General features: G+C 44.5%; 15 protein-coding genes. 6 read left to right on the top strand and 9 right to left on the bottom strand.

Annotated elements, in window-relative coordinates; genetic code table 11:
• On the bottom strand, positions 1–2,528 hold a 2,528-nt coding region (locus ACJ751_RS24550; protein WP_407748173.1), incomplete at its 3' end, for a carboxypeptidase regulatory-like domain-containing protein.
• A gap of 559 nt (positions 2,529–3,087) precedes the next feature.
• Between ACJ751_RS24550 and ACJ751_RS24545 the strand changes: the two genes are divergently transcribed.
• Entirely contained in the window at positions 3,088–4,293 is a 1,206-nt protein-coding gene (locus tag ACJ751_RS24545) for a bifunctional 3,4-dihydroxy-2-butanone-4-phosphate synthase/GTP cyclohydrolase II (protein WP_407748172.1), read from the top strand.
• A 122-nt stretch (positions 4,294–4,415) separates the two neighbouring features.
• Here ACJ751_RS24545 and ACJ751_RS24540 read toward each other — a convergent pair whose 3' ends face one another.
• The 4 genes from ACJ751_RS24540 to ggt all read right to left on the bottom strand — a co-directional run bounded on the left by ACJ751_RS24540 (position 4,416) and on the right by ggt (position 12,789).
• Complete coding sequence (locus tag ACJ751_RS24540) at positions 4,416–9,158, bottom strand: translocation/assembly module TamB domain-containing protein (RefSeq protein WP_407748171.1); 4,743 nt, start codon at positions 9,156–9,158, stop codon at positions 4,416–4,418.
• Positions 9,159–9,546: 388 nt separating this feature from the next.
• Positions 9,547–10,371: a KilA-N domain-containing protein gene (locus ACJ751_RS24535; RefSeq protein ID WP_407748170.1), complete on the bottom strand. Its 825-nt coding sequence runs from the start codon at positions 10,369–10,371 to the stop codon at positions 9,547–9,549.
• 127 nt (positions 10,372–10,498) lie between these two features.
• Positions 10,499–11,050 carry a DUF1572 family protein gene (locus ACJ751_RS24530; RefSeq protein WP_407748169.1) on the bottom strand — a complete coding sequence of 184 codons (552 nt, stop codon included), beginning with the start codon at positions 11,048–11,050 and terminating at the stop codon, positions 10,499–10,501.
• 29 nt (positions 11,051–11,079) lie between these two features.
• Positions 11,080–12,789, bottom strand: a complete 1,710-nt coding sequence (ggt, locus tag ACJ751_RS24525) for a gamma-glutamyltransferase (protein ID WP_407748168.1) — start codon at positions 12,787–12,789, stop codon at positions 11,080–11,082.
• A 464-nt stretch (positions 12,790–13,253) separates the two neighbouring features.
• On the opposite strand from ggt, the gene ACJ751_RS24520 reads away from it, so the two are divergent.
• From ACJ751_RS24520 to ACJ751_RS24505, 4 genes are all read left to right on the top strand, one after another.
• Positions 13,254–15,794, top strand: a complete 2,541-nt coding sequence (locus ACJ751_RS24520; RefSeq protein ID WP_407748167.1) for a M14 metallopeptidase family protein — start codon at positions 13,254–13,256, stop codon at positions 15,792–15,794.
• Positions 15,795–16,081: 287 nt separating this feature from the next.
• Positions 16,082–18,643 carry a PIG-L family deacetylase gene (locus tag ACJ751_RS24515; protein WP_407748166.1) on the top strand — a complete coding sequence of 854 codons (2,562 nt, stop codon included), beginning with the start codon at positions 16,082–16,084 and terminating at the stop codon, positions 18,641–18,643.
• Between the two features lie 174 nt (positions 18,644–18,817).
• Positions 18,818–18,943, top strand: a complete 126-nt coding sequence (locus ACJ751_RS24510) for a hypothetical protein (protein ID WP_407748165.1) — start codon at positions 18,818–18,820, stop codon at positions 18,941–18,943.
• Entirely contained in the window at positions 18,940–20,718 is a 1,779-nt protein-coding gene (locus tag ACJ751_RS24505) for a sodium:solute symporter (protein WP_407748164.1), read from the top strand. The genes ACJ751_RS24510 and ACJ751_RS24505 overlap by 4 nt, the downstream gene beginning before the upstream one ends.
• Positions 20,719–20,849: 131 nt before the next feature.
• On the opposite strand, the gene ACJ751_RS24500 is transcribed toward ACJ751_RS24505, so the two are convergent.
• From ACJ751_RS24500 to ACJ751_RS24485, 4 genes are all read right to left on the bottom strand, one after another.
• Complete coding sequence (locus ACJ751_RS24500) at positions 20,850–21,803, bottom strand: GNAT family N-acetyltransferase (RefSeq protein WP_407748163.1); 954 nt, start codon at positions 21,801–21,803, stop codon at positions 20,850–20,852.
• A 108-nt stretch (positions 21,804–21,911) separates the two neighbouring features.
• Positions 21,912–22,748, bottom strand: coding sequence for a DUF2911 domain-containing protein (locus ACJ751_RS24495; RefSeq protein WP_407748162.1), 837 nt, complete (start codon positions 22,746–22,748; stop codon positions 21,912–21,914).
• 69 nt (positions 22,749–22,817) lie between these two features.
• Positions 22,818–24,272 (bottom strand): carboxypeptidase-like regulatory domain-containing protein, encoded by a 1,455-nt coding sequence (locus tag ACJ751_RS24490; RefSeq protein WP_407748161.1) that lies wholly within the window; start codon positions 24,270–24,272, stop codon positions 22,818–22,820.
• 36 nt (positions 24,273–24,308) lie between these two features.
• Positions 24,309–24,911, bottom strand: a complete 603-nt coding sequence (locus ACJ751_RS24485) for an RNA polymerase sigma factor (protein WP_407748160.1) — start codon at positions 24,909–24,911, stop codon at positions 24,309–24,311.
• A gap of 187 nt (positions 24,912–25,098) precedes the next feature.
• On the opposite strand from ACJ751_RS24485, the gene ACJ751_RS24480 reads away from it, so the two are divergent.
• Positions 25,099–26,103 carry a carboxypeptidase-like regulatory domain-containing protein gene (locus ACJ751_RS24480; protein ID WP_407748159.1) on the top strand — a complete coding sequence of 335 codons (1,005 nt, stop codon included), beginning with the start codon at positions 25,099–25,101 and terminating at the stop codon, positions 26,101–26,103.
• Positions 26,104–26,212 lie beyond the last annotated feature (109 nt).

Raw genomic sequence — 26,212 nt, 5'->3', positions numbered from 1 at the left:
ATTGCTACTTCTTTAGCCAGGGTATAAGTGTAAGCAATACCAGCTTCCCAGTGATTGGCGAAAGATTTTTGCAACTGGGCAGTTAATGCAAGACTGTAACCTTTGTTTATGTTATCCATAACGATCATCTGACTAGCTGCCGGAACGGGTCTTGCCGCCGCGGCATTATTGAATACAGGCCGCTGATCAACTCCGTTATTCAGCGTACCGTTTTGGGGACCCAGATTGGCATTTCGGAAATACACGTTGTTCAGCTGTTTCGTATATATAGCTTCGAACGTGGCGGTAAAATTATTGGCAAAACGTTTATCAACGGCCAGGTTCGAGCGCCATACCTGCGGCATTTTAAAATCTTTGGCAGCTGCACTAAATGATGAATTGGGTAGAATGGTGTCGCCTACCGATGGTGGATTGGTGGGAATATAGGTTGTTCTGTCTGTGTTATAATGGATGGTAGCCAGAACCGCCGGTGCTGTTGGTTGGTATAAAGCACGGACAACGCCATCGTCACCCACCTGGTTCACTAACCAGATAAAGGGAATGCGGCCGGTAAAGATGCCGGTTCCGCCACGTACAACCCACGATTTATTTCCTTTTACATCGTACGTAAAGCCTAAGCGCGGTGACCAAAGTGGTTTTTGATCGGGCCACTTGCTAACGTCAAATTGTTCATTCTGGCCGTTCTCGTCTTTAAATACCTGCTGCGCCAGCTTTGGATTGCTGGGTGGGGTGTAAGGATACATGGGAAGATCCATACGCAAACCGTAGGTGATTTTTAATTTATTGGTGATGGTATACAGGTCCTGTACATAAAAACCCAGCTGCGAAAATTTGGCTTGTGGCACTTTTATCCCCTTCGGATTGGTGGGGTCGTAAGCCACTGCAAATACTGCAGGCGCTTTATCGGTCAAAAAATCATTCAACGAATTATACCGGTAATAAGCAGGGCCACCGGCACTGGTGAAGGAGTTGGCAAACTTCATGGCGTCGAAGCTGACACCACCCGTGAAGGTATGCTTGCCCAGGTTGTAGGTAACGTTATTGGCTATGTTAAACGCTTTATCTTCTATTTCATTCTTATAGGAGAACAGGTCGGTTCCCAGGGAGATATACACATTATTGGGGTCGCGCATAATATCTACAAACGGTTCATTGATGTTGGGAATACGTACCAGGTTATTGCTGGTATAAGAGGCAATTAACTGGTTGCTCCAACTGCTGTTGAAGGTGGAGTTCAATTCCATTACACCTGACCATACTTTCACATTGTTCTTGAAGTTGGTGCCGGTGTAAGCCATTCCTCCGGTTGAACCACCGCGGCGGCTGTTATTGATGCGGTTAGCGGTGACACCAGTTACGCTTGCTGCATTCACCATATCATCGTCATTGGTTTCTGAGTTGGTATAGCGAAGGGTTAAGCGATGTTGATTGGTTATATTCCAGTCAATCCGGGCCAGAAATTTTTTATTGTCGGTTTTAAAATTGTAACCCTGATACTCACCCGGGTCAAAAGTATAAGCACTTTTTACGTAGTTTCTAACCGCGTCGAGGTCGCTGGCCAGTACAGAAGTGGCGTTAGGGTTTTTATCATTTACATCTGTTTTGGCAACATAAGTTTGGCCAGGCTGGGTCCTTTTTTCTGATTCAAAGTTGGCAAAGAAAAACAGTTTGTCTTTAATAATAGGACCACCAATACTGGCACCGTAAATTTTGGTAGAACGCTCAGCATTGGCTACATCAGTTCCCTTTACTTTTTTACCATTGAAATCCTGGTTACGGTAATAACCATAAACGGTTCCATACCAGTTGTTGGTACCTCTTCTGGTTACAGCGTTGATGCCGCCGCCTACAAAACCAGTCTGGCGAACATCGTAAGGTGCAATATTCACCTGAACCTGGTCAATGGCATCGATGGAGATGGCAGAGGTGGCGCCACCGGGCACCAGGCCATCGCCGCTGCGGCCAAAATTGTTGTTGAACAGCGAACCATCGATGGTAATGTTATTGAACCGGTTGTTCATACCTGCAAAACTGTTTCCATTGCTTTGCGGGGTTACGCGGGTGAGGTTGGTTAAACTGCGCCCAACGTTTGGCATGTTTTGCACCAACCGGTTACTGATGTTGGTAGAGGCGCCGGTTTTTTCCGTAACGCCCCGGCGGCCTGCAGTAACAATTACCGAGCTCATTTCCTTATCAGACATTTCGGGTTGCAGGTCGAACTTTTCACCCAATGGTATATTTATATCGCCTTTTTTGTAAGGGCTGTAGCCAACATAGGTAATGGTTACATTGTAAGGCCCGCCGGGCGGCAGGTTATTCAAATCAAAAACACCCCCGGTTCTGGTAATAGTAGTAAATACCGAACCGGTTGGCTCGTGACGTAGTACTACCGTAGCGCCTACCAGTGGTTCTCCCATGCTCGATTTAACGGTGCCTGTCATGCTGCTGGTAGTTACCTGTGTATACCCATTCCCTATTCCGGAACCCAGTAATAACAGGGTAAATAAAAAAGCCATAAAACTTCTCATATAGTCGACGTTTGATTTTGGGTGATCAATAGTCCAGATGGTACGGGTAAAAAATTGTAGTAGATTTTGGAGGGGGTCGAAAAGTATACTGGTGGGATAGTTGAATGATCGGTGCAGCAAATGTAGCAGAAATTAAAATCAACGCATGAACCTTTCATCAAAAGCAGTGCACAGATTATTAACGCTAACAGCTATCCCTGAACTGTACTGAAATACCTGAACGGCTTTGTCTCTTTTAATGTCATCAAAGCATTTCTGTATGATATAGAGGCAATTGGATTATTTAAAAGGCTGCATGAAGGTTAAACGTCAAATAAATAAAATAGGGGAGTTTTGGGCAGGCAACCCGGAAGGGTGGTAGGCCGTAAAGAAGTATGAGCGCCAGATTAAATGAACAATTCAATAACTGGTTCGTTATATATCTGTCATAGAAAGCAAATAATCAGGTAATTATAAGCATTGGTTAAGGTGTGGCCGGTTTATTGGCGGCCTTTTCCTGCTCATTGGCCCGGACTGTTTGCTTCCCTGTTTTAGTTAACTTTGCCGAAATTTTGATAACATGTTGGATTCCATAGAAAGTGCCATAGAGGATATAAAAAATGGTAAACTGGTAATTGTTGTGGATGACGAAGACCGTGAAAACGAGGGCGATTTTTTGACCGCCGCGGAAAATGTGACCCCTGAGGTAGTGAATTTTATGAGTAAATACGGTCGGGGCCTTATTTGTGCTCCGCTGGAGGAGGACCGCTGCGCGGAATTACAACTCGATCTGATGGTTAATAATAATACCGCCCTGCACGAAACGGCCTTTACTGTGTCCGTAGATCTGCTGGGGCATGGCTGTACTTCTGGTATTTCTGCCCACGACCGGTCAAAAACCATCCAGGCATTGATTGATCCCAATACCAAACCCGAAGACCTGGGCCGTCCGGGACATATATTTCCCCTGCGGGCTAAAAGAGGCGGCGTTTTACGCCGGGCTGGCCATACCGAGGCTGGCAACGACCTGGCCCGACTGGCCGGTTTTAAACCTGCGAGCGTGCTGGTTGAGATCATGAACGATGATGGCTCTATGGCCCGCCTGCCTGAGCTGGAAGAAATTGCCAAAAAATTTGACCTGAAACTGATCTCCATAAAAGATCTGATCGAATACCGGTTGAAAACGGATTCGCTGATTGAAGAAATTGTACGGGTTGATATGCCTACCAAATTTGGCAACTTTAAACTGATTGCCTTTAATGAGAAGGGCACCACCAACGAACACCTGGCCCTGATAAAAGGGGAGTGGCAGAAGGACGAGCCAGTGCTGGTTCGGGTGCACTCATCCTGTTTTACGGGTGATATTCTGGGTTCCATGCGTTGCGATTGTGGCGAACAACTGCACGCTGCCATGGAGCAGGTTGAAAAAGAAGGTAAAGGCGTTATCTTATATATGAACCAGGAGGGAAGAGGTATTGGCCTGGTGAATAAACTAAAAGCTTACAAATTGCAGGAAAGCGGTTTTGATACGGTGGAAGCCAACCTGCACCTGGGCTTCCCCATGGATAAACGCGATTATGGTATTGGCGCCCAGATATTACGTTACCTGGGTATAAGCAAATTGCGTTTGCTTAGCAACAATCCAAGAAAACGCGCCGGTTTGCTGGGTTATGGGTTGGAAATTGTAGAAGCGGTGCCTATTGAAGTAGTACCCAATCCGCATAACGAAAAGTATCTTACTACCAAAAGAGATAAACTCGGTCACGAGATCCTGAAAAATAGTTGATAGGGTTGACAAGTTGATAAGGATATGGCGAATGCCCTATTAATTTTTACTTGCTGAATTTAATGCGCCATTTTATAAGTGCCATTCCGATGAACCGGGATGGCATTTTTATTTTGTTGATCTTAATTGGAACCGGTGTCTGCGCGGGAAGTGTCATTAACGATCGGTACCCTGAGCTTTTTCTTTCTGTCGGCACGCCACAGATCGCTCAGGCGTTCAAAGTCGCGGCGATAGCTGATACTGGCGCCGGAACGGTTTTGGCGGGCGCCCGTACCGGAAAGATAGTTGTAGGAGTCGCGGTAAAAGAAGGTGAGCACGAGCTTGCCATCCTGCCGTATTTTCCAGTCGGCTGAAATATCGGGCAGGAACTGCAGATTTTTGGTGGCCTGCACCTGTTGTGCGGATAAACCAAAGTCAACGGCGCTACCGAATGTGAACGTGAGCCGTTCGTTTAAAAAGCTTTTGCCAATATTGAAGTTGAGGTTGGTTCGGTCGATGTTCAGTTTGCTGCGGTCGATATTGTCCACCAGGTTTGAACCGTTGTACAGCTGGGCGTTGAAGTTTACCTTAATGCTTTTATCGTTAAACAGTTTCTGGAAGATGTTGGAAAACTGTTTGCTCAGTGTGCTGGAAAGTACACCGGAGATACTGTTCACCACCACGCCGCTGAAAATGTTGTTGCCCAAGGCGCTCTGGTTGCTGGCTGATGATACGGGCCCAAAGCTGTTGAATACGATCAGGAAGGCTACCTGTTTGTTCAACTCATTTTCGTCGCGCCTGATGAGTTGCAAAATAGCCTGGGCATCCGGGTCGTCTTTTAACGGACTGTTGGGTGGCAGCTGAATGTCGAACGCAATATCAGGCTTCATCAGGCTTTTGGTAAGCATGGTTTCCACAATTACCTTACCGCGCGATTTGCGAACATTGGAATTGGCAATGGTAACGGCATCTGTTGCCAGATCGCTGAAGCGTACATCATTTGCTTCATATTCTGCAACGATCTTGATATTGGCATCGTAGGGATCGCCTTTCCATTGAATATAGTTACCGGTATTCTCCTGTAACTTGAATGGCTTGCGCAGCAGGGATTGAAAGTTGAAATTATAATTACCCCTGTCAATATTATATACGCCATTGATCTTAAAATCGCCATCGGTGCTGGCTTCCATTTTAAGGTTTCCATGTCCGTTGGCCTGGATGATATCGCCGGTTAGCTCATCGATGATCACATACATATTGGCAAGGTTGTTTGCCGTTACATCCAGTGATACCGTGAGGTTGCTTTCTTCTGCACTATGAACGGCTTTCATTTCGGTACCATACTGTTTCCACACTATGAAGTTAGCCTGTCCGCTTTCCCGGCCGGTTTGGGAACGAATAAACAGTTTGGAACTATCAGCAGGTTCGCCGTGAACATCCAGCTTCATGTCTTCCAACGGGCCGGTAAAAGTGGCATTGGCTTTTGCAAACAAGGTTCCAAAGAACGGGTCTTTGCTGGTGTTGTTGGTGTTCAACACAAGGAGTTTATTGGTGCTGAAGGCAAAATCAAAATACAGGTCATCAAAGGCCTGGTGATGTAAAACGCCTTTGGAAATATGGCCGGTATTGCCAAATTCATCTTTAAAGGCAAATGAGCCAAAGTCGATGGCGCCATCTTTAAAATCAAAAACCGCCGATGGTATTTTGTACAATACGTTAGTATAGATCACCCGCAATTCCCCATCGCGCAGTTGCATGCGGCCGAGGTATTTCAGGTTGTTGGGCGGGCCCACAATGCGCAGCTGGCCGGTAGCATATCCACTCAGATTGGTAAATACATCGTTCAGGTATTTATCGAGCAGGTTGATCTTTGTGTCCCTGAAGTTGCTCGTTATATCCAATGGGGCTGTACTGGCTGAATCTGACAGATCGTACAAGCCTTTAACATCGAAATTGTATTTATCGTTTTCTGAAAGCGTGCCAAAGTTCACTTTGCCGGTGCGTTTACTATAGCTGGCCGTTAATTTCAACTTACCAATGGAGTCGTTATCGAGCCGGAACTGTTCGGCATCGCCATGCATGTCGACCAGCAGTTTGCCAAAGGGGTCAATGATGTCTACATCGGCGGTCAACAACCCTTCGAGGCGATTATCGGGCACTACATAAGGAGCAAAGTCACCAATGTTCACCTTGGTAAGCTCAACTTTTATATCGTTGGTGTTGCCTTCGTCAGAAGGATGAGTGGTTACCAGTATTTCCTGCTGGCCATTGTAAATCTTTACGCCATCGGCCGATACGAGTTCCTTACTCAATACAAGCTCTCCATTCTTTTCAATGGTCCAGTTTTTACCATTTACGTCGAAGTTCGATTCATTGAAGGTGATGCGTACCCCGGAAGGCATGGTTTGCATCCGGGCTGCCAGGTCGGCCGAGTTAAGTGTTTGGTTGGCGGCTGTTTTTAATTGCACCACCGACATATCGTTTGCCGACCGTACACGCAAATCGGTTCCGGGAAAATGGAGGCTATCGTTGATGTACACATCTGCGATAGAACTCGTGAGGGCCAGGGTATCGTAATTGCCGACACCTTTCAGGTTCAGGTTATAGAAAAGAATGTTTTTATAACCGAACTGCGGCACTTCTGCATTCAGATCGAGCAGGTTTTCCTTGCTGTTGATACGACCGGAAACGGTGCTGTAGTTGAACCCGGTAAGATTTTTATCGATAAAGCTCATGTATTCATCCACTTTTTTGGTGGTGAAAACAAAGCTGAAGTTCTCATTCTTCAGTTCCTTGTGCGAAGGTTTAACGTAGCTGGGATAGTATTTATTCAGGAACGATCTCACTGCATCGGGCAGGTCTTTGATAGAGAATTCACCTACCAGCGCGCCATCAAACTCATTACTTACCACCGTGATCACTTTGTTAGTGCCCATAGCCTTCGATTCAATACTCAGTGAATCGAAGGCTATGGGTTTGCTGTTCTTCAGCACGGAGGCTTCGTAAATGCGGGCGGTACCCAGAAAGTTGTCGATATTACTGCCGGTAAAGTTCATCCTGAACTTACCTTTTACTTCAATACTGTCGTTGGTAAGTTTTATATTATGCAGGTCGGCTTTGCTTATTTCGGCATCGAAATTAAAAGTAGGAACCTGCTTGCTAAAGTCGATCAATCCGTTGAGGCGGGCCATTAAGTTGGGATCATTACTGATCACTTCCCCATTGAACAGGCGTTTGGCCACCGTTCCTTTTACTACAATGTTCTGGTAGTTGTAATTATTTACATCGAGCGAGCGTATAAAGCCGTCGAGTTTGGCATTGAGGGTAGATGATCTCAATCCATGACCGTTTACCGAACCTTTGAAGTTGATGATTCCTACCTGGGGCGCATCCAGAAATTCACCCAGGGCAAAAGACCTGGTTTCAATGCCGCCCGTGTAAATGGTTGGCGCATTGTCGGGGAATTTCATGTTTACGTCGGTTACCACCACACCCAGTTTGGTTTCAAGGGTACCAAAGGTTACAAAGTCTTTTATAAAGCCGGTGAAATTACCCTTGAAGCGCAGGAATTCGAGTTTATCGAGTCGCGGTTGTTGTATGTCTTTCAAATCAGGAATAAACGTGACAGCATCACGGTAAGTAGTTCGAAACTCATTTGCTTCAAAGTCGATATAGAATTTATCGAAATTGGTCATACTGTTCAGGCGGATATTTCCATTGAGGTAGGTATCCTTTCCGGCTTCAATAACCAGTTTGCGGGCCGTCAGGTTTTCAACGGTACCTTTTACTTTACCGGTTAGCCGGATCTCTTTTTTCCAGTTTTGCAGTTCGGGCGCAAAGTAGGCAATATCATCACTGTTTATTACGGCATTCGTCATGTCACCATCCATGCGCACTTTGTCGGTAAAGTCGCTCATGTCGTCGAAGGTGACGTAACGCATGGCAAAGAAGTTCTGCAAATGGCTTCGATTGGTTTGAATATCGAGCCGGGCAAATTCCATGGCTTCCGGATGCCATTTAACCCTGGCATCGAGTTTTTTAACAACAAACCCACTGCGTTCTTTGGTTGAAAGCCGTAAAATAGTGGTAAGGGTATCCTGTTTCAACGCTACTTTGTCGAAAGTGGCATTGATATCGGCAAACAGAATGTGGTTACCGTCGAAATATTTATAGGGCTGTCTGTCAGTATGTACATCGCTGGAGAAAGTGCCCTTGTTCATGGTAAGGCGGGTAACGGCAATATCCCAGTTGCCCGGGTTCCAGCGCAGGTGTTTGGGGTCGTTTATGATGGCGGCGGTGTCGTCCTTAGGGCGCAGCGAATCGGGCCGATTGCCATCGTAGTTGTAAATGGCGAAAACCGGTTTGTCGATATCGATGGTTTTGATGTGGGCTATCCGTTTCTTCAGGTTGATCTCCTCGGCATTCACATCCATAGAGCCCAGTTGCAGCGTCATGTTTTCCCCGCGCCAGCCATCCAGCTGCTTTAATTGAACGTTGCGGAACTCTACTTTTTCGAGGTCGAGGTCAATGTTATCCTGCTTTTTAGGCTCCTTTTTTTGCGGGCTGCTGAAATAGTCGGCCAGAAAGCCGTAGTTCCAGGTGCTGTCGCTGCGTTTTAACTGAATGAGCGCATTCTCGAGCCCGATATAACTGAGCACAACCCGGTCTTTCAAAAAGAACCAATCGGTAAGGTTCACTTTTACGGCGCCGGCATACAACAGGGTATCGTTGTGCTGGTCGTTCACCAGGGTGCCTTCCAGCACCATTTTATTGAATAAGGCGAAATCAACGTGTTTGATGCGAACCGTGGCATGGAGGTTTTTAGAAAGTTTACCCGTGACCTGTTTTACCAACCAGTTTTGAACCGGGGTGGTTTGAATGGACAACCATACCAGTATGATCAGGCCGATCAGTACCAGCAGAATGGTCCGGGATATTTTCCAAAACTTTCTCAGGGTTGGAGCGTATTAAATGTAAAAGTAATAAAACCGTTTTCTAATTGGCACAAAATCAATACCAATGAATTGTTTTTAAACAATTTTTCCCTGCATTTAACATACATAGGAACGTGTGTTGCGTCAATTGCTGTATTGTACATACGTAAAATGGATGGCAAGGTTGGTTATTTCGTTGGTTTTTAACGGAAAAATGGGCTAAATGGTTCAAAAAAGGTAAACAGGGTAAATGGGGCGGTACAGGTCGGGGAGATACGACCGGATCAGGCTCGGTAAGGTAGATAAAAAAGGGCTGGGTTCCTAGTGGGGAGTGGGTAAATTATTGCTTTAATTTTTTCATGGAATTGTTTGCCAGCAAAGATCTTATTTGGGAGATAGCAATTTCATTGAGTTGTTGTAATCGTTTTGATTGTGGGATGTCCTGCCGTAATAGCACCGCATTAATGCTTTCGAGATTGCTGAGCACAACTAACTGTTCAAGGGTCGCTTCGTCCCTGATATTGCCTGATTGGCCAGGGTTTTCTTTTCGCCATTCGGCAGCTGTTTTTCCAAACAGCGCCATATTTAACAGATCGGCTTCGCTGGCATAAATAGTTCCGGTTTGCTGGCGGGTGAGTTGAGGTGGGATCAGCGTTTCTTTTATGGCATCAGTATGTATCCGGTAGTTTATTTTAGACAGGGTGCGCTGCAGATTCCATTCCAACTGGTGCGTTTTGTTCTCTTCGTCTTTGAGGCGTTGGAATTCTTTTATAAGATATAGTTTAAACTCGGCGCTGAGCCAGCTGCCAAATTCAAAGGCAATGTCTTTGTGGGCATAAGTGCCACTATTAAAGCGCCCGGTTTTGGCAACAAGTCCAATTGCATTTGTTCGTTCTATCCATTTTTTCACAGACAAAGTGAACCGATTTAGCCCCGCTTCTTGCATAATTCCCCCGAATTCGAGGGAATTAAAATCTGGATTATTTATTCTTTCCCAAATACCAATAAACTCAATCGTGTTTTTATTGCGGAGCCATTTCTCTACAAGAACTGAACCGCTCTCCATGTTTCGAACCATATCGGTTAAAGAAATATAATCCTGCTGATTTGCTTCAATGATCGTAACTGGTGTTTCTTTTACAACAATGACTTTATTATTAGGCATACGGATTCTTGTTTTGTTGGATGAAATTACAACAAAGTAGAATATGCGCTAATTGATGTTGATCAAAAAATAGATGTATAAACCAATGAAAATGTGAACTTAATGCAGTACAATTTTGAACTGGTACCTATTGCTTCTTCGCCGGATCCTTTACGCCATCACTTTTGTTATACGCTTCTGATTGACCCTTTTCAATCGACAAACTTTGCCAGTTGGTGTCTTTGATTTGTTTACCAATGTACAGGATCTGTCCTACGTGGTAAGGATAGTGCGCCAGTTGGCGATTGATGGCGTCTATTACCAGTAACGGTTCTTTGCGAATGTAAATGGTTTTTAACAGGTCGTCCCCTGTAAGCGAGGTAAGGGCATCCAAAAAGCATTGCCAGCCTTTTTCCCACAACTCCAGCAATTGCTGTTTGGAGTAATTGTGCACTCCGAACTCTTCATCCCGGTTTCGCCATGCCTTTTCCCCATCTTCAGTAAGGAAGTTGGTCCAGCGGCTGAGCATATTGCCCGACACATGTTGAATAATAACGGCAATGCTGTTTGATGCTTCATTAGGGGCGTAATGAAAATCGGCATCTGTTAACTGCCCGAAAGTTTTTTCACCCAGTAGTTTATAATAGCACAACCGCCTGATGGCGGTTTGCAGGTATGTAGTTCCCAATGTGCCGGCCATACAAATATTTTAATACAAAAATAAGCAAATCAATAACCCGCAGCCGCGTCATCGCCCCGGCTATCGGCCACTGCCTCAATATGACCGTTTTCGATTTTTATTACTTCAGTACGGCCAATATTACCGCGTTGAATAACCTTGTATCCCATTTGTTGTAACTGTTGCCGTACAGCCTGTGGAAATGCTGCTTCTACATCGATCTGGTCGGGCAGCCATTGATGATGGAATTTGGGTTTATTCACCGCATCGTCTGGGTTCATATCAAATTCCAGCATATCAACAAGCGTTTGAAACACGGAGGTGGTTATAGTGGTGCCGCCCGGCGTACCAACTACTATATAGGGTTTGTTGTTTTTTAAAACAATAGTGGGTGTCATGGAACTGAGCATGCGTTTGCCGGGAGCTATGGCATTGGCATCGGCGCCTACTGCCCCGTACATATTGGGCACGCCTGGTTTTATACTGAAATCGTCCATTTCGTTATTCAGCAAAAAGCCGGCTCCGCCCACTACGGTCTTACTTCCATAACCACCATTTAGGGTAGTGGTCACTGATACGGCATTTCCGTTCTTATCACATACGCTGAAGTGCGTGGTTTCTTCGCTTTCTGGGATAATACCAGCCTGAATTGCCTGACTGGTGCCGGCTGTTTGCGGGTTATAATCTTTCATTCTTTCTGCTGCGTATGCTTTGCTGGTGAGTTTTTTTACCGGCACCTTGTAAAAATCAACATCTCCCAGAAATTTAGCACGGTCAGCATAGGCGCGGCGTTCAATTTCTGTCATTAACTGCACTGCCTGGGCCGACAAAAATCCATATTCTTTCACCGGCTTATCTTCAATCATATGCATCATTTGTGGTAACAGAACGCCTCCACTGCTCGGCAGCGGCATAGTAATTATTTTATATGTTTTGTAGTCAAAAACAACCGGTTCGCGTTCTTTGGCTTCGTAATTTTTCAGGTCTTCATATGCAATGATCCCATTGGCGCGTTTCATTTCTTCCACAATAAGCCGGGCGGTTTCTCCTTCGTAAAAGCCCGCCTTGCCTTTATCGCGAATACGTTTTAGTGTATTGGCCAGGTCATGCTGAACCAGGGTATCGCCGGCTTTCCAGCGGGTCTGTTTTACAAAAACTGGGGTAACGGTATTGTATTTGGTAAAAAGCTCCTGGTAGCTATTCAAACTTCTGGCTTCTCCTTCGGTAATTGCAAATCCCTTTTCTGCCAGGTCAATGGCTGGTTGTATTAACTTTTTAAAAGGCAGTTTGGCGTATTTCAAACAGTTGAACAGACCCGCAATAGTGCCGGGAACACCTGATGATAAATGGCCATTCTGACTTAATTCTGTTTGGGCATTACCCTGTTTATCGAGGTACATATCACGGTATGCCTTATCCGATGCTTTTTCGCGGTAATCGATGGTGACATTTGAACCGTTTGCCAGCCTGATAACCGTAAAACCACCACCGCCAATATTCCCTGCAGCGGGATAGACTACGGCCAGGGCCAGTTGGGTGGCAATGGCGGCATCAATGGCATTACCGCCTTGTTTCATAATGGCAACGCCAATTTCGCTGGCAAGCGGGTGGGCCGAAACAACGGCACCGGTTGAACCTGTTATCTTTTTTTGTATAGTGTATTCATATGGGTTAACTGGTACTGATGTAGCAGAACGCTGGCCGAAACAGGCCACGGACAACAGTACTAACGGAAATGTGTATAAAAAATAGACTTTCATATTTGACAAAATGTTGAAGCTAAAATTAACAAACCAAAATTAGCTACCCGTTTTTTTTATTATTGAGTTAAATGTTCTAATTTTAGAACACTAACAAAAAACTGTTTACGGCGACCAAACCACATGAGCTTATGAGAAAACGCAATTATTCACGGCGTATAGCAATCTTCCATGTATCTCAGTTATCTCAGCTCCCATGTGTTTTGCAGGTTTTTGCATCCTTTATATTATTCAGACAGGCCAGGGATATTTTCAACACTAATATTTACGCAGACGCTTCCATAAACAGCAGACAGGTCAGGTAGTGACATCTGCCCAATCACAATGATCACTAGCGCAAGTAATTCTTGTGTTATTTATAAACTCTTAGTGGTCACATGAGAAAATAAAAGCATTTCACTACGGTGAGGTGCTTTTTTCTTTTAACCCCGATTTAGTTACTTTCACAGTACATTATTCCAATTATGACGAAAGTTCCTGCTTGCGTAGCATTGTTTTTGATCATCTCCGGTTTGGCTTTTGCACAGGTAAAATCGCCCGATCAGTTCCTTGGCTACAAATTAGGTTCCCGGTTTACACCCCATTTTAACATAGTAAATTATTGCAGGCAGGTAGCTGAAGCGGCCCCGGAAATGGTAAAACTGGAACAATATGGAACTACCAATGAAGGGCGACCCCTCTTATTAACATATGTAACATCGCCCGGCAACCTGGCGCGGTTGGAGGACATCAGGCAAAACAACCTGCGACTGGCGGGTATGACCTCAGATAAAATGGCTCCCGATGAAAAAGGACCGGCTATTGTGTGGTTGAGTTATAATGTGCATGGCAATGAAACTTCTTCATCCGAAGCGGCCCTGCTTACCCTGTACGAACTGGTAAACCCCGCCAATACAAAAACAAAAGAGTGGCTGCAGCATACCGTGGTTATCATAGATCCCTGTATAAACCCCGATGGTCGCGACAGGTATGTAAACTGGTTCAACTCAGTTGTAGGCGTAACCCCCAATCCGCAATCTTTTACCCGCGAACATGCAGAACCCTGGCCAGGCGGCAGGTCCAACCATTATTATTTTGACCTGAACCGCGACTGGGCCTGGCAAACACAGGTTGAAACGCAGCAACGCATTGTAAAATACAATATGTGGTTGCCGCAGGTGCATGTAGATTATCATGAACAACTGTATAACAATCCTTATTATTTTGCGCCGGCTGCAGAACCCTATCATGAGGTGATTACGCCCTGGCAGCGCGAGTTTCAAACGATAATAGGGAAGAGCAACGCTCACTATTTTGACCAGAATGGCTGGCTGTTCTTTACCAAAGAACGCTTCGATCTTTTCTATCCCAGTTATGGCGATACCTATCCTTTATACAGAGGCGGTATTGGGATGACCTTTGAACAAGGGGGCCATAGCCGCGCCGGCGCCGCCGTTATCAACCGCGATGGCGATACCCTTACTTTGTGGGATCGGCTGTACCATCACTTCACTACTGGTATGAGCACCATTGAGGTCTCGGCGCAAAATGCGACAAAACTGGTGCAGGAATTTAAAAAATATTACGACAAAGCACGCACTACACCACCCGGTGAATTTAAAGCGTATATTATAAAAGCAGATGAAGGTTGTAAGATAGTAAGGCTGCAACAATTGCTCAACCGCAATAATATTGAATGGTGTAAGGCCGTCAATGCCAGTTATACCGGCATCAACTATTTTACCGGTAAATCAGGAACCGTAAAAACGGATAGTCTTGATATAGTGATCAATGCCAATCAACCCAACGCCAACCTGCTGAAAGTTCTTTTTGAGCGGAATTCTCACCTGAGCGACTCGGTTACCTATGATATTACCGCCTGGTCGGTTCCCTTTGTATATGGCCTCACTACTTATGGATTAAGCACCTATGTGACTGGCGTTAGAAAAACAACTGATTTGGATAAACCCAAAATAAAAGCGTTGAATGGGGAGAATAGCGTGGCCTGGCTTATTCGATGGAACGGTTTAAACAGTGTACAATTCCTGAGCGCCATTCTGCAGAAAAAAGTAAAAGTGCGTTATGCCGAACAACCGTTCAAAGCCGGCAATGAAGATTTTGACAAAGGTACCCTTATTATAACCCGCACGAGTAACCAGTCACTGGGTGCTTCATTGAGCGGAATTATCAGTGCCGCCGCACAGAAGGCCAGTATTGGTTATATAGCCGTTTCTTCTTCTTTTGTTGATAAAGGTTTTGATTTTGGTTCAGAAAAAGTACACGGCATGCATGCCCCAAAGATCGGGTTACTGGCCGGTGAAGGCGTATCGTCATTAAGCATGGGTGAAGTATGGCACTTTTTCGATACGCAGATCAATTATCCCATAAATATCATTTGGGCAAATGATTTAAGCAAGAACATCCTGCGCGAGCTGGATGTGCTCATTTTGCCCGATGGTAATTATCGCTTTTTGGCAGACCGGATGTTGAATGATGCCCTGAAAGACTGGGTGAGCAATGGAGGCCGGCTGGTAGCCATTGAAAGTGCAGTTGGGCAACTGGCCGCCGCCGACTGGGGTATTAAAATGAAGAAGGGTGATGATGACAAAAGCGATAAAACCGATGACAAAAAGGATGATTACAGCATGCTTCGTCGCTATGAGAACCGCGAGCGCGATTTTATTCCCGGATTCAATCCGGGTTCCATCTACAAAGTGGAACTGGATAACTCTCATCCCCTGGCATTTGGTTACAATGATGCGTATTATACCCTCAAACAGGACAACACCATTTACGAGTTTTTCAAAGATATGGGCTGGAATGTAGGCGTAGTCAGGAAAGACAACCAGGTAGCAGGTTTTGTGGGCTCGAAGCTGAAAGATAAACTGAAAGACGGGTTATTGTTCGGAGTGCAGGAAATGGGGCAGGGCAATGTAATTTACCTGGCCGATGACCCGCTGTTCAGAAGCTTCTGGGAAAATGGCAAACTGCTTTTCAGTAATGCGGTGTTTATGGTGGGACAGTAGTCGTCAATCGTGAATGGTCAATGGTGAATGAATTCCCGTTTGGTAAAAGCATTATTTTTTGCGGAGTTATCAAAATTCGGGCGATCCGGATTAAAATTTCGGTGGCTTATAGAGCGGAAACCATTCACCATTGACGATTGACCATTCACCTTTGTTAAAATTTACCAGCGGATTGGCACACTCATCTGCATTATGTTATTTTGCCCCCGGTTTCAGCTCAAAACTAAACGAATGAAACTTCCATGTCAAAATTTTCATTATAGCATGTATGCAATGAAAATGTTGACATGGTAAGTTCCATTCTGGCCAAAAAGAAAATAATAATTTTCAGAATGAATGAATTTTACTCCGGGCGATTACTGATATTGCTTGCATTGCTGTATGTATTACCCGTATCAGCACAAACGCCCCCTTTCTATACTTCGGCCGATATTTTTCTGCAATTAAAAAAATTGAAGGTATTAGGGTCGGTGCTGTATATGGCAGCTCATCCTGATGATGAAAATACCCGTTTGCTGGCCTGGCTGGCCCGCGAACGATTATACCGCACCGGTTATTTATCGCTGACCCGTGGTGACGGCGGACAAAACCTTATTGGCGATGAACAGGGCATTGACCTGGGGTTAATCCGCACCCAGGAGTTACTGGCCGCCCGCCGGACCGATGGCGCTGAACAATTCTTCAGCCGCGCTTTTGATTTTGGGTTCAGTAAAAGCACTGATGAAGCACTGGAAAAATGGGGAAAGGAAAAAGTGCTCAGCGATGCGGTATGGATCATCCGCAAATTTCAACCCGATATTATTATAACCCGTTTTCCCGAGGACAGTCGGGCCGGTCACGGACATCACTCTGCTTCTGCTGTGATTGCCCACGAAGCTTTCAAGGCAGCCGCCGATCCCAATCGCTTTCCCGAACAATTCAAATATGGCGTTCAACCCTGGAAGGTAAAACGCATTATGTGGAACACGTTCAATTTTGGCAGTACTAATACAACCAGCAACGATCAATTGAAAATAGATGTAGGTGGTTACAATGCGCTGGTAGGAAAAAGTTATGGCGAAATAGCTGCCGAAAGCCGCAGCATGCATAAAAGCCAGGGCTTTGGCGTGCCAGGCAGCCGGGGCACCCAATTGGAATATTTTACCTTAACAGAAGGTGAGCCCGTACAAAACGACCTGATGGATGGCGTTAATGTAAGCTGGTCAAAAGAGGAAGGCGGCGCTGCGATAGATGCGCAGATCGATGAAATACTGAAGAACTATTCTTTGGCGGAACCGCAAAACTCGGTTCCTGCCCTGGTGAATTTATACAAATCTTTGCAGGCATTGAAAGATGGCTACTGGAAGAAACAGAAGATGGAAGAAGTACAACGCCTGATAGAAGCATGCAGCGGCTTGTGGCTGGAAGCCAGCACCGCTAATGAAATGGCGGTGGAAGGAGATTCTGTAAAGATCAACATAGTCATCAATAACCGCCTGGGTGTGCCCATACAATTGAATAAGATCAACCTCGATGTGCTGGACACTACCATGAATATGAGCCTTGACAAAAACCGGAATGTAAACCTGCAAAGAACATTCTATGTGTTTACCACCAAGCCCATTTCACAACCATACTGGCTGGAACATAAAATGGGCGATGGTTCCTTTACTGTTGACGACCAGCAATTGATAGGCAAGCCGCAGAACGATGCGTCTTACCAGGCCCGCTTCGACGTGGTTATTGCCGGACAAATTTTCTCCTTTACCAAACCCGTTCTGTACAAACATACCGATCCGGTGAAAGGAGAGTTGTACGAGCCGCTGGTGGTGGTGCCTTCATCGACCGTAACTACAGACCCCAGTATCGTTATTTTCAGAAAAGGGGAAAAACAAGCGGCCGAGGTTGCCATAACCGTAACTGCCAATAAAAAATTTACCGACTACAAAGCCCGCATCTCAAAACGGCTCACGAACAGCAACACTACCAAAACCGATAGTAGCTTTAATATGTTGCCAGGTACGCAGCGCCAATATATTTTCAGCATCGACAACAGCATGCTGAAAGAGAAAGAACAGGATTTTGTACAGGCCTTTGTTGAATTGAAAAACGGCTCAGAAGAACAACCGGCTTATTTGAATTTGAACAATATCCGGTACGATCATATTCCTTATATCCATTATTTTTACCAGGATGCCATCAAGGTATTGAATATAGATATCAAGACGGTTGGTAAAAAGATCGGTTATATTGAAGGCGCTGGCGATAAGGTTATCGTTGCGTTGCGCACAATGGGCTACGAGGTGACCGTTCTTGATGAAAAAGACCTTACGCCACTACAATTAAAACAGTTCGATGCCGTGATTACCGGCGTGCGCGCATACAATGTGCACGAATATTTGGACGGAAAGCATGATGTATTGATGGATTATGTAAAGAATGGGGGTAACCTCATCGTTCAATACAATACTGCCAACAATATAAGTTCAGTAACTTCAAACATAGGGCCTTATCCCTTTGCCGTTTCACGCGGCCGGGTTACTGACGAAAAAGCAACCGTTAACTTCACATTACCTAATCATGAAGTGTTAAACTATCCTAATAAGATCACCGCCAAAGATTTTGAAAACTGGGTACAGGAAAGAGGTATTTATTTTGCCGAACAATTAGACCCCGCTTATGAGACACCCCTGTCAATGGCCGATCCGAATGAAAAAGAACAGAAAGGCAGCCTGGTCATTGCCAATTATGGTAAAGGAAAATTTGTGTATACCGGTCTGGTGTTCTTTAGGGAATTGCCGGCTGGTGTGCCCGGTGCATACAGGCTGCTGGCCAATATTATTGCATTAAATAAAAAGAAGGGTTTTTAGATGACTTCATTATCAAAGCGTGAATGGTTTTTCATAGTAGCTATTATAGTTGGACTAATTCTGGGCAAACTGATCAAAAGAGTAACTATAGGACTGGCTTTAGGGATATTACTGGTAATGATGGTGGTCATGATCTTTTCAAATAAAAAGAAATAACCCGTCAAATTAATTTATATGTCACCCGTTGAACAGGAAAAAATACCCGTGTTTCGTATGTGGCGTTACTGGTACTGGCTGGTGATCGGGTTCCTCTTATTGCTGATAGTTTTATTTTATTTGTTCACTAAACATTTTGCATGAATTTTTCCCGGTTAGACTGGACGGTGCTTGTGCTTACTCTGCTACTCATTATTGTGTATGGGGTATACCGTAGTCGTACGTCAAAAAACCTGGAAGGATATTTATTAAGCGACCGGCAAATGCCCTGGTGGATCGTGTTGTTGAGCATCATGGGTACACAGGCAAGCGCCGTTACATTTTTAACTGCACCCGGTCAGGCATATAGCGATGGAATGCGGTTTATACAATATTATTTCGGGCTGCCATTTGCCATGGTAGTGGTATGTATTGCGTTTGTACCCGTTTTTCATAAGCTGAAAATATTTACTGCCTACGAATACCTTGAGCAACGGTTTGATATAAAGACCCGGTTGCTTACTTCATTTTTATTCCTGCTATCACGGGGTATATCAACCGGTATCAGTATTGTTGCCCCTGCCATTGTATTGCATAGTATGCTTGGGTGGGATATTACGTTCACGAATTTATTCATGGGCGGCCTGTTGATCATTTATACCGTAAGCGGTGGCGCCAAGGCGGTAGCTTATACCCAACAATTGCAGTTCATAATTATATATGCAGCCATGTTCATTGCTGCCTGGTGGGCGCTGAAAATGTTGCCGCAGGGAATAGGTATTACGGAGGCTTTGCATATCGGCGGCAAATCGGGCCGGTTGAATGTAATTACAACAGGCTTTACCGATAAAGGGTTCGACTGGAAAGACAAGTACAACATCTGGAGCGGGGTGATTGGTGGTTTCTTTTTAGCGCTGAGTTATTTCGGCACCGATCAAAGCCAGGTAGGCCGTTATTTAACAGCCCGTAACGAACAGGAAAGCAAGATCGGCTTATTGATGAACGGACTGGTAAAAGTTCCTTTACAATTTGGTATTCTGCTTATTGGTGTTTTCTTATTTGCCTTTTACCAGTTCAATAAAGCGCCGGCTTATTTTAACCTGGCACAGGAAAGAACCGTGCAGCAAAGCGTGAATGCCAAAGAGTTTGCCGCTGCAGACCAACAATACCAGCAGATACAGGATGAAAAAAGAAAAACCGTAACGGCATTGGGAACTGCGTTACAACAGGATAATAAGGCGTCAGTTGACCAGTTGCGCACCCGGTTACAGGAACAACAGCAACAGGCCCAACTGGTTCGCGATTCTATTCAGAATATTGTAAAGAAAACCATTCCTGACAGTGAAGGCAATGATAACAATTACATTTTTCTACGGTTTGTAGGTGACTATTTACCCAACGGACTGGTGGGACTTATCATTGCAATAATCTTTCTGGCATCGTGGAGCAGTATTGCAGCGTCATTACATGCTCTGGCATCCTGCACGATGGTGGATTTTCATAAACGACTTCGAAAAAAAACGTCTACGCCTTTGCAGGAGTATCGCTGGTCGCAAACCTATGCGTTGATCTGGGGGCTGTTTTGTATTGTGGTAGCCCAGTTCAGCTATAACCTGGGCAATAGTTTAATAGAAGCCGTGAATATTCTCGGTTCCTGGTTTTACGGTACCATCCTCGGTATTTTCCTGGTAGCCTTTTATCTGAAAAGGGTAGGCGGGCATGCTGTTTTTACGGGCGCTATACTGGCCGAAATAACCGTAATTGTGGTTTATAGTTTTAATCTGCTTTCGTTTTTATGGTTGAATGTAATTGGCGCTGTTTGCGTATTGGTTTTTGCAGGATTGGCGCAGGTGTTGTTCTTTAATAATTCAGACAGCTATCAGCAATGGGCAAAAGGCAGAGGGCAGAAGGCAGAGAGGAAAACCAGCTTAAAGCCATAAGCTGTAGGCTATAAACCGTCGCTGCCTTCCCTTATCAACTTCATCAACTCTATCAACCCTGTCAACCCCCTTCTTTATTCCCCAGTCTCCTTCTTCCTCGTCAACTGATCAACTGGTCAACTCATCAACCTTTAAACAAGCCCCAACTCCATCTGAATATTACACCGCTCGTAAGGCGTTGCCCTTCTTACCACTTTCTGAAATCCTAATTTGTAATAGAGACTGACAGCGGGTTGTAAAATAGTATTGCTTTCGAGGTAAAGCTTTTTCGCCCCCAGCGATTTGGCTTTTTCAGCGGCAGCTTTACCCAGCAGCCAGCCAATGCTTTTACCTTGTGCTACCGGCGATACCGCCATCTTGGCCAACTCATATTCATAATCGGGATCATCCATTTTTATCAGGGCGCATACGCCAACAGGTTCGTTGTTATACAGCGCTACGAATATGTATCCTCCTTTATCAATGATATTTTTTTGCGGATGGTCCAGCGCTTTATGATCGGCCGCTTCCATTTTAAAATATTTTGAGATCCATTCTTCATTCAATTGTTTGAAGGCTTCCTGATAAGCGGGGGTATAATCTACGATCTGCACATCCTGGCTTTCGCGCAGTTTTTTTTGTTCCTGCACCCTGCGCAATAAAGACTTCTGGTTTAATAAGAATTCCCATTCCTCAATGGCCTTCCAAAGGTCGTAGTGAGTTTGCGACAGTGCCGCTTCAATAGCCGCAGTTACATCGGTGTATTGCGGGGCAATATTTTTTACGATCTCTTTTCCTTTTTTTGAAAGCCCTATAACATTCTTACGGCCATCCAGCTTGTCCTTTTTTTCAATAACAATTCCCTGTTTTACCATTTCCCTGATTATAGTACTTACCGATGGGTGCGAATGGCCGATCTCCTCCGCAATAGCGGTGATAGTTTTATCAGTGCCCTGCGATAAAGCATGAAATACCGGGAACCATTTTGGTTGTAAGGTTACATTATACATTTTGTAAACCTGGCCCGCATCTTCTGTAATCTGATCACTTAACCGGCGCAACCGGCTACCGAGCGCCATTTTGCCGGCATTGTTATAAAAGTCCATTTTTAATAATTGTGTAATTGATTACGTAATTTACGACGTTGTTATATTCCAGCCAAAAAAAATGGGCCGCTCATTGCAGAACGACCCATCTAAAAATATGAAAAAGAATTACTTAAGTGTAGCCAATAATTTTTGGTTCAGGGCTACATAATCATCGTTTTTTTCTTCTTTGGCCAGTTCAATTGATTTGTTGGCCGATTCAATGGCTTCTTGTTTTTTACCCAGTTTGGCCATGCAATTGGCGCGTTGGTAATATGCCCAGAATGCTTTGGGATTCTGCTCAACTGATTTGTTGAACCACTCCAGCGCTTTGTTCAGGTCTTTGCCATTTTCCATATAATACATGGCTGCATTAAAATAAGGCGTTTTAGCATCTGCTGTTTTCATTGCCTCGCTGATCTGAGCCATTATTTTGGAATCGATATCATTGGTGATGGGCAGTGTTACATCGGTTTGATCCCACATCATATGCAATTCAATGCTGTTTGATTTTACATTGGCAAATTGCATGGTGAAGGATTCCGCTTTATTTTTTACTGCCATGGGTTTTGCCTGAACGCGTACCACATCACTTTCCTGTTTGTAGGCTGCAGGTTGAGTTACATCCAATTGTTTGCTGATGATGATGGTCCAGGAATCTTTGTTGGGAATGGTTAATAAACCGTATTTGCCGGCAGGTATTTTTTGACCACCAATGATCACTTCGTCGGCGAAGGTAAGGGTGGTGGCGCTGTTGGCACCGGTACGCCATACTTTGCCAAAAGGCACCAGGTCGCCAAATATTTTGCGGCCTTTCATTCCGGGGCGGCTGTACGATAATTCAATAGAACCGAGACCGAATTCCTGTTTAATGGTTTGTGTGCTGGAAGGAGCGGGTGTTTTTAATTGCGCGTTGGTAGCAAAAGCGAATGCAAGCAAGCATACAATCAAACATGTCTTTTTCATCATTCATGAATTTGCGCGAAAGTAAGCTATAAAAGAATGATACAGGGAGAATGTTGGATGAACGGATCATTAAAATCGCACGATCACCGTTACCCTTGCTTTGCGTACTTTTTTCAATAACTTCCAGCCCGGGCCTTGCATTATAAGCCGGATGGCTTCATCGTCGCATGCTTTGGAGAGCGATTGTTCTATTTTGAAACCGGATAATTCACCTTTTTTATTTACGTCAAAAGAAACTATTACCTGGCCGATAGAAGAACTATTGTTGAAAGTTACTTTCTTATTTTTTTCGAGATATTGATCAAATGCCACCCAACCGCTTGCTGGTTCTGCATCGTGTACAATATAGTTGGGCAGTTTATTGGCAATGGCGGCTTTATATCTGTTTCCTTTATAATATGCCACCTCATTTGAAGCAATGGCTGCATTGGCCGGCTGCAATTGTAACTGGTTCATGGTGGCATTGTTTTCCAGTCTGAAATTCTGGGTGCCATAACCTGAAACATTAACTGCCACATCTACTACTGAATCGGATACCGGTATTTTAAAATAGCCGGTTTTATCGGTAACGAAATTATTGTTGTTTTTGGGGATCTGCAGATACGCATTGGCAATAGGGTTACTATTTTGGTCAGTTACCTGTCCTTTAATAACACCGGAAAGGTCATTGCTAACACCTATTGTTTTTTTAGGGCTATCTTTAGTTTTAATCGTTATCAGTTCTGTTTCCCGGTCTTTGAACACATTATTATAGGTCGATTCTTTTCTGGCCTTTTTAAGTTCGGGCATGGCAGCTGAAGCTACAGGGGGTACGGCTGTTTCCTGTTTTGCAACCGCTGCGTCTTTATCAGCTTCTTTTAATCTTTCCCAATCAGAAACGTTATCCTGTTTAACCGTATCGGCTTTCCCGAACGATAAGATAGCTTTGTTTTGTACAGTGGCGGCAGAAGCTGTTGCTGGTTTCTTTTCCTGGGCCAGAACCTGGTCATCTGTGGGAGCGTTGCGATAACTTCTTGTGGGCGCAGCGGATTTATTAATATTCGGTTCAACACTTTTTGCCGGTGCTGAATCGGTGATCAGCGTTCTTTCTTTCGGCTCCTGTAAAACAGGCGCTGATTCCTGTTGCGGAATTTTCCTTTCTTCAGTTTTAGCAATTACCGGGGCACTATTTTTTTGTAAGGATGAATCAGACAGCAGGCTATAGATCCATACCCCGGTTATTATCACTACCACTGCGGCTGCAGCTGCCTGCCAGTACCGGAATGGCTTAAACGCCACTACTTTGGCGGCAGGGGCGGTTTGGGCTTGAAACTGCTGTTGTAATTGTTGCAGCTGGCCGGTTACCAGGCTTTCATCATGTTCGGCAAAAGCCTGTTGCATTCCTTCTATGGCATCGGCCAGGAACGGATCATCCAGCGCCGCTTTTTCCATAGCATGCATTTCTGCGGCAGATAATTTCCCCTGCACATATCGCTGGAGATCTGCTGCCGAATACTGGGTAATATGTTCCTTATGATCGCTCATTGCATTTTGCCAGATGTATTCTTACTTTTTCATTCTTTATTTTTCATTTCCCATTTCCAATTCTTCCGTTTTCATGTCCTTTTCCATGCATATTTTCAAATTGCGCCGGCCGTTCTGAATAAAGCTGCGAACTTTATTCCATTCAATACCGGTTTCCTCAGCAATTTCTTTATAGCACTTATTTTGCAGGTAGAACAATTCCACCGATTTTTTTTGCTCTGTTGACAGGGTTTCCAAACAACGTTCCAGCTTTTGCAGGTTCTCTTCCCTCAGCTGTATGCCATTCAGATGCATTTCTTCTTCCAATTGCATACTGTCTGGATTAAATTCTGTTGTTTTCAGGTTTTTCGGTGTACGTAACTGCATGAGGCAGTAGTTTTTAGCCAGGGTATACAGCCAGCTTTTAAAATTGTCCACTTCGTGTTTGGGCAGTTTGGCCACCAGTTCCTCAAAAATTTGCATAACAGCGTCCTTCGCCGTTTCAGGCTGTTTCAGGTACTTCAGGCAAACGCCATACAGGAGGTCCATGTACCGTTGAAAAAGAACAGCCAGCACTTCCATGTTCCGGGAAGTGCGGAATACGGCAACCAGCTCTTTATCTGGTAACTCATTGGTTGGTATGTTCTTTATAAATGCCACCGGCGGCTAAAATTAGCAAAAGATACAGTAAGTAGCGTAGGTATTTAATAAGACGGCTACATTGGGCATAGGTGGCCATTTTTTTGAGTCACCCGTATGTAATTATCTGAGCGGCTACATCTACCATAGTGGTGATCGTTCTTATGGAATTTAAAACTATTTAGCATCTATTATTAAACAGTGCCTTATGTCAAAAGCTATACAAATACGAATACCCGAACCCTGCCAGGAGAACTGGCATAACATGAAGCCAACTGAACAGGGCCGTTTTTGCGGATCGTGCCAGAAAACAGTGGTTGATTTTAGTGGCATGACCGATAAAGAGCTGCTGGATTATTTATCGAAAGCGTCTCAGCATACCTGTGGCCGGTTTGCAAAGGATCAACTGAATAAGGACCTGGAACCAGTGACAATCAAAAAGAGATTTACCTGGGCGTATGTCTGGAATATCATGCTGGCTACCTTCCTGATCACCGAAGCAAATGCACAGGTGAAAACAGTGAAGAAGAAAAAACCTGAAGTACAATTGCCTGATCTGTTACCAAGAATGGGCACCGTGGCGGTTGTTGAAAAAGATACAGCGGTAGTATATAGAGAACTAAAGGGCGTTGTGCTTGACAGTACGAACAAACAGCCACTTGCCGGCGCCAGCATCTTCATAAAGGGCCGGTCAACAGGCACGGTTTCCGATTCATTGGGGAACTTCAAATTGGTGATTGATGAAAATGAACCGGTTGAATTAACGGTCTCTTATGTTGGTTATGAAACACAAACGCTGAAGATAGACAGTAGTACAAATTTGCAGGAAATAAAATTATCATTATCTCCAATGATCTATGGCGATGTGGTATTAGTGGGCGGTTTTTCAGTTGTTCATAAAAAGCCAAAAAAGAAAATTATCAATAACTGGAAGCCTTCCATCCTCAAAAAGGATATTAAAATTTATCCCAATCCTGTTGTGAAGGGCAATAACATCCAGGCAAGCCTTTCCTTAAAACAAGCTGGTGAATACAAATTGGAATTGTTGAATGTACAGGGCGAAGTAATGACTGTACAAAAGCTGCAGATGGCGACAAAAGAACAAGCCATTACCATTCCTACCCAAAGCGGTTGGGCACCTGGTATTTATTTGGTTCGTGTTTCTGCACCGGGTGTAAAGAATGTGTATCAGTGCAAGGTTTCAATAGAATAATATCTTTTCTAAGTACAGGGTTTTCTCAGGATGTAATGAGTAGTGATTATTTTCTATTTCATGGTTCTATACCGGCTGCAAGGCCGGTATTTTTGTGTGCGCCATGCAT

The sequence above is a fragment of the Niastella sp. genome, from assembly GCF_045805085.1.
GTDB lineage: Bacteria > Bacteroidota > Bacteroidia > Chitinophagales > Chitinophagaceae > Niastella.
This window is presented reverse-complemented; position numbering and strand designations above follow the sequence as displayed.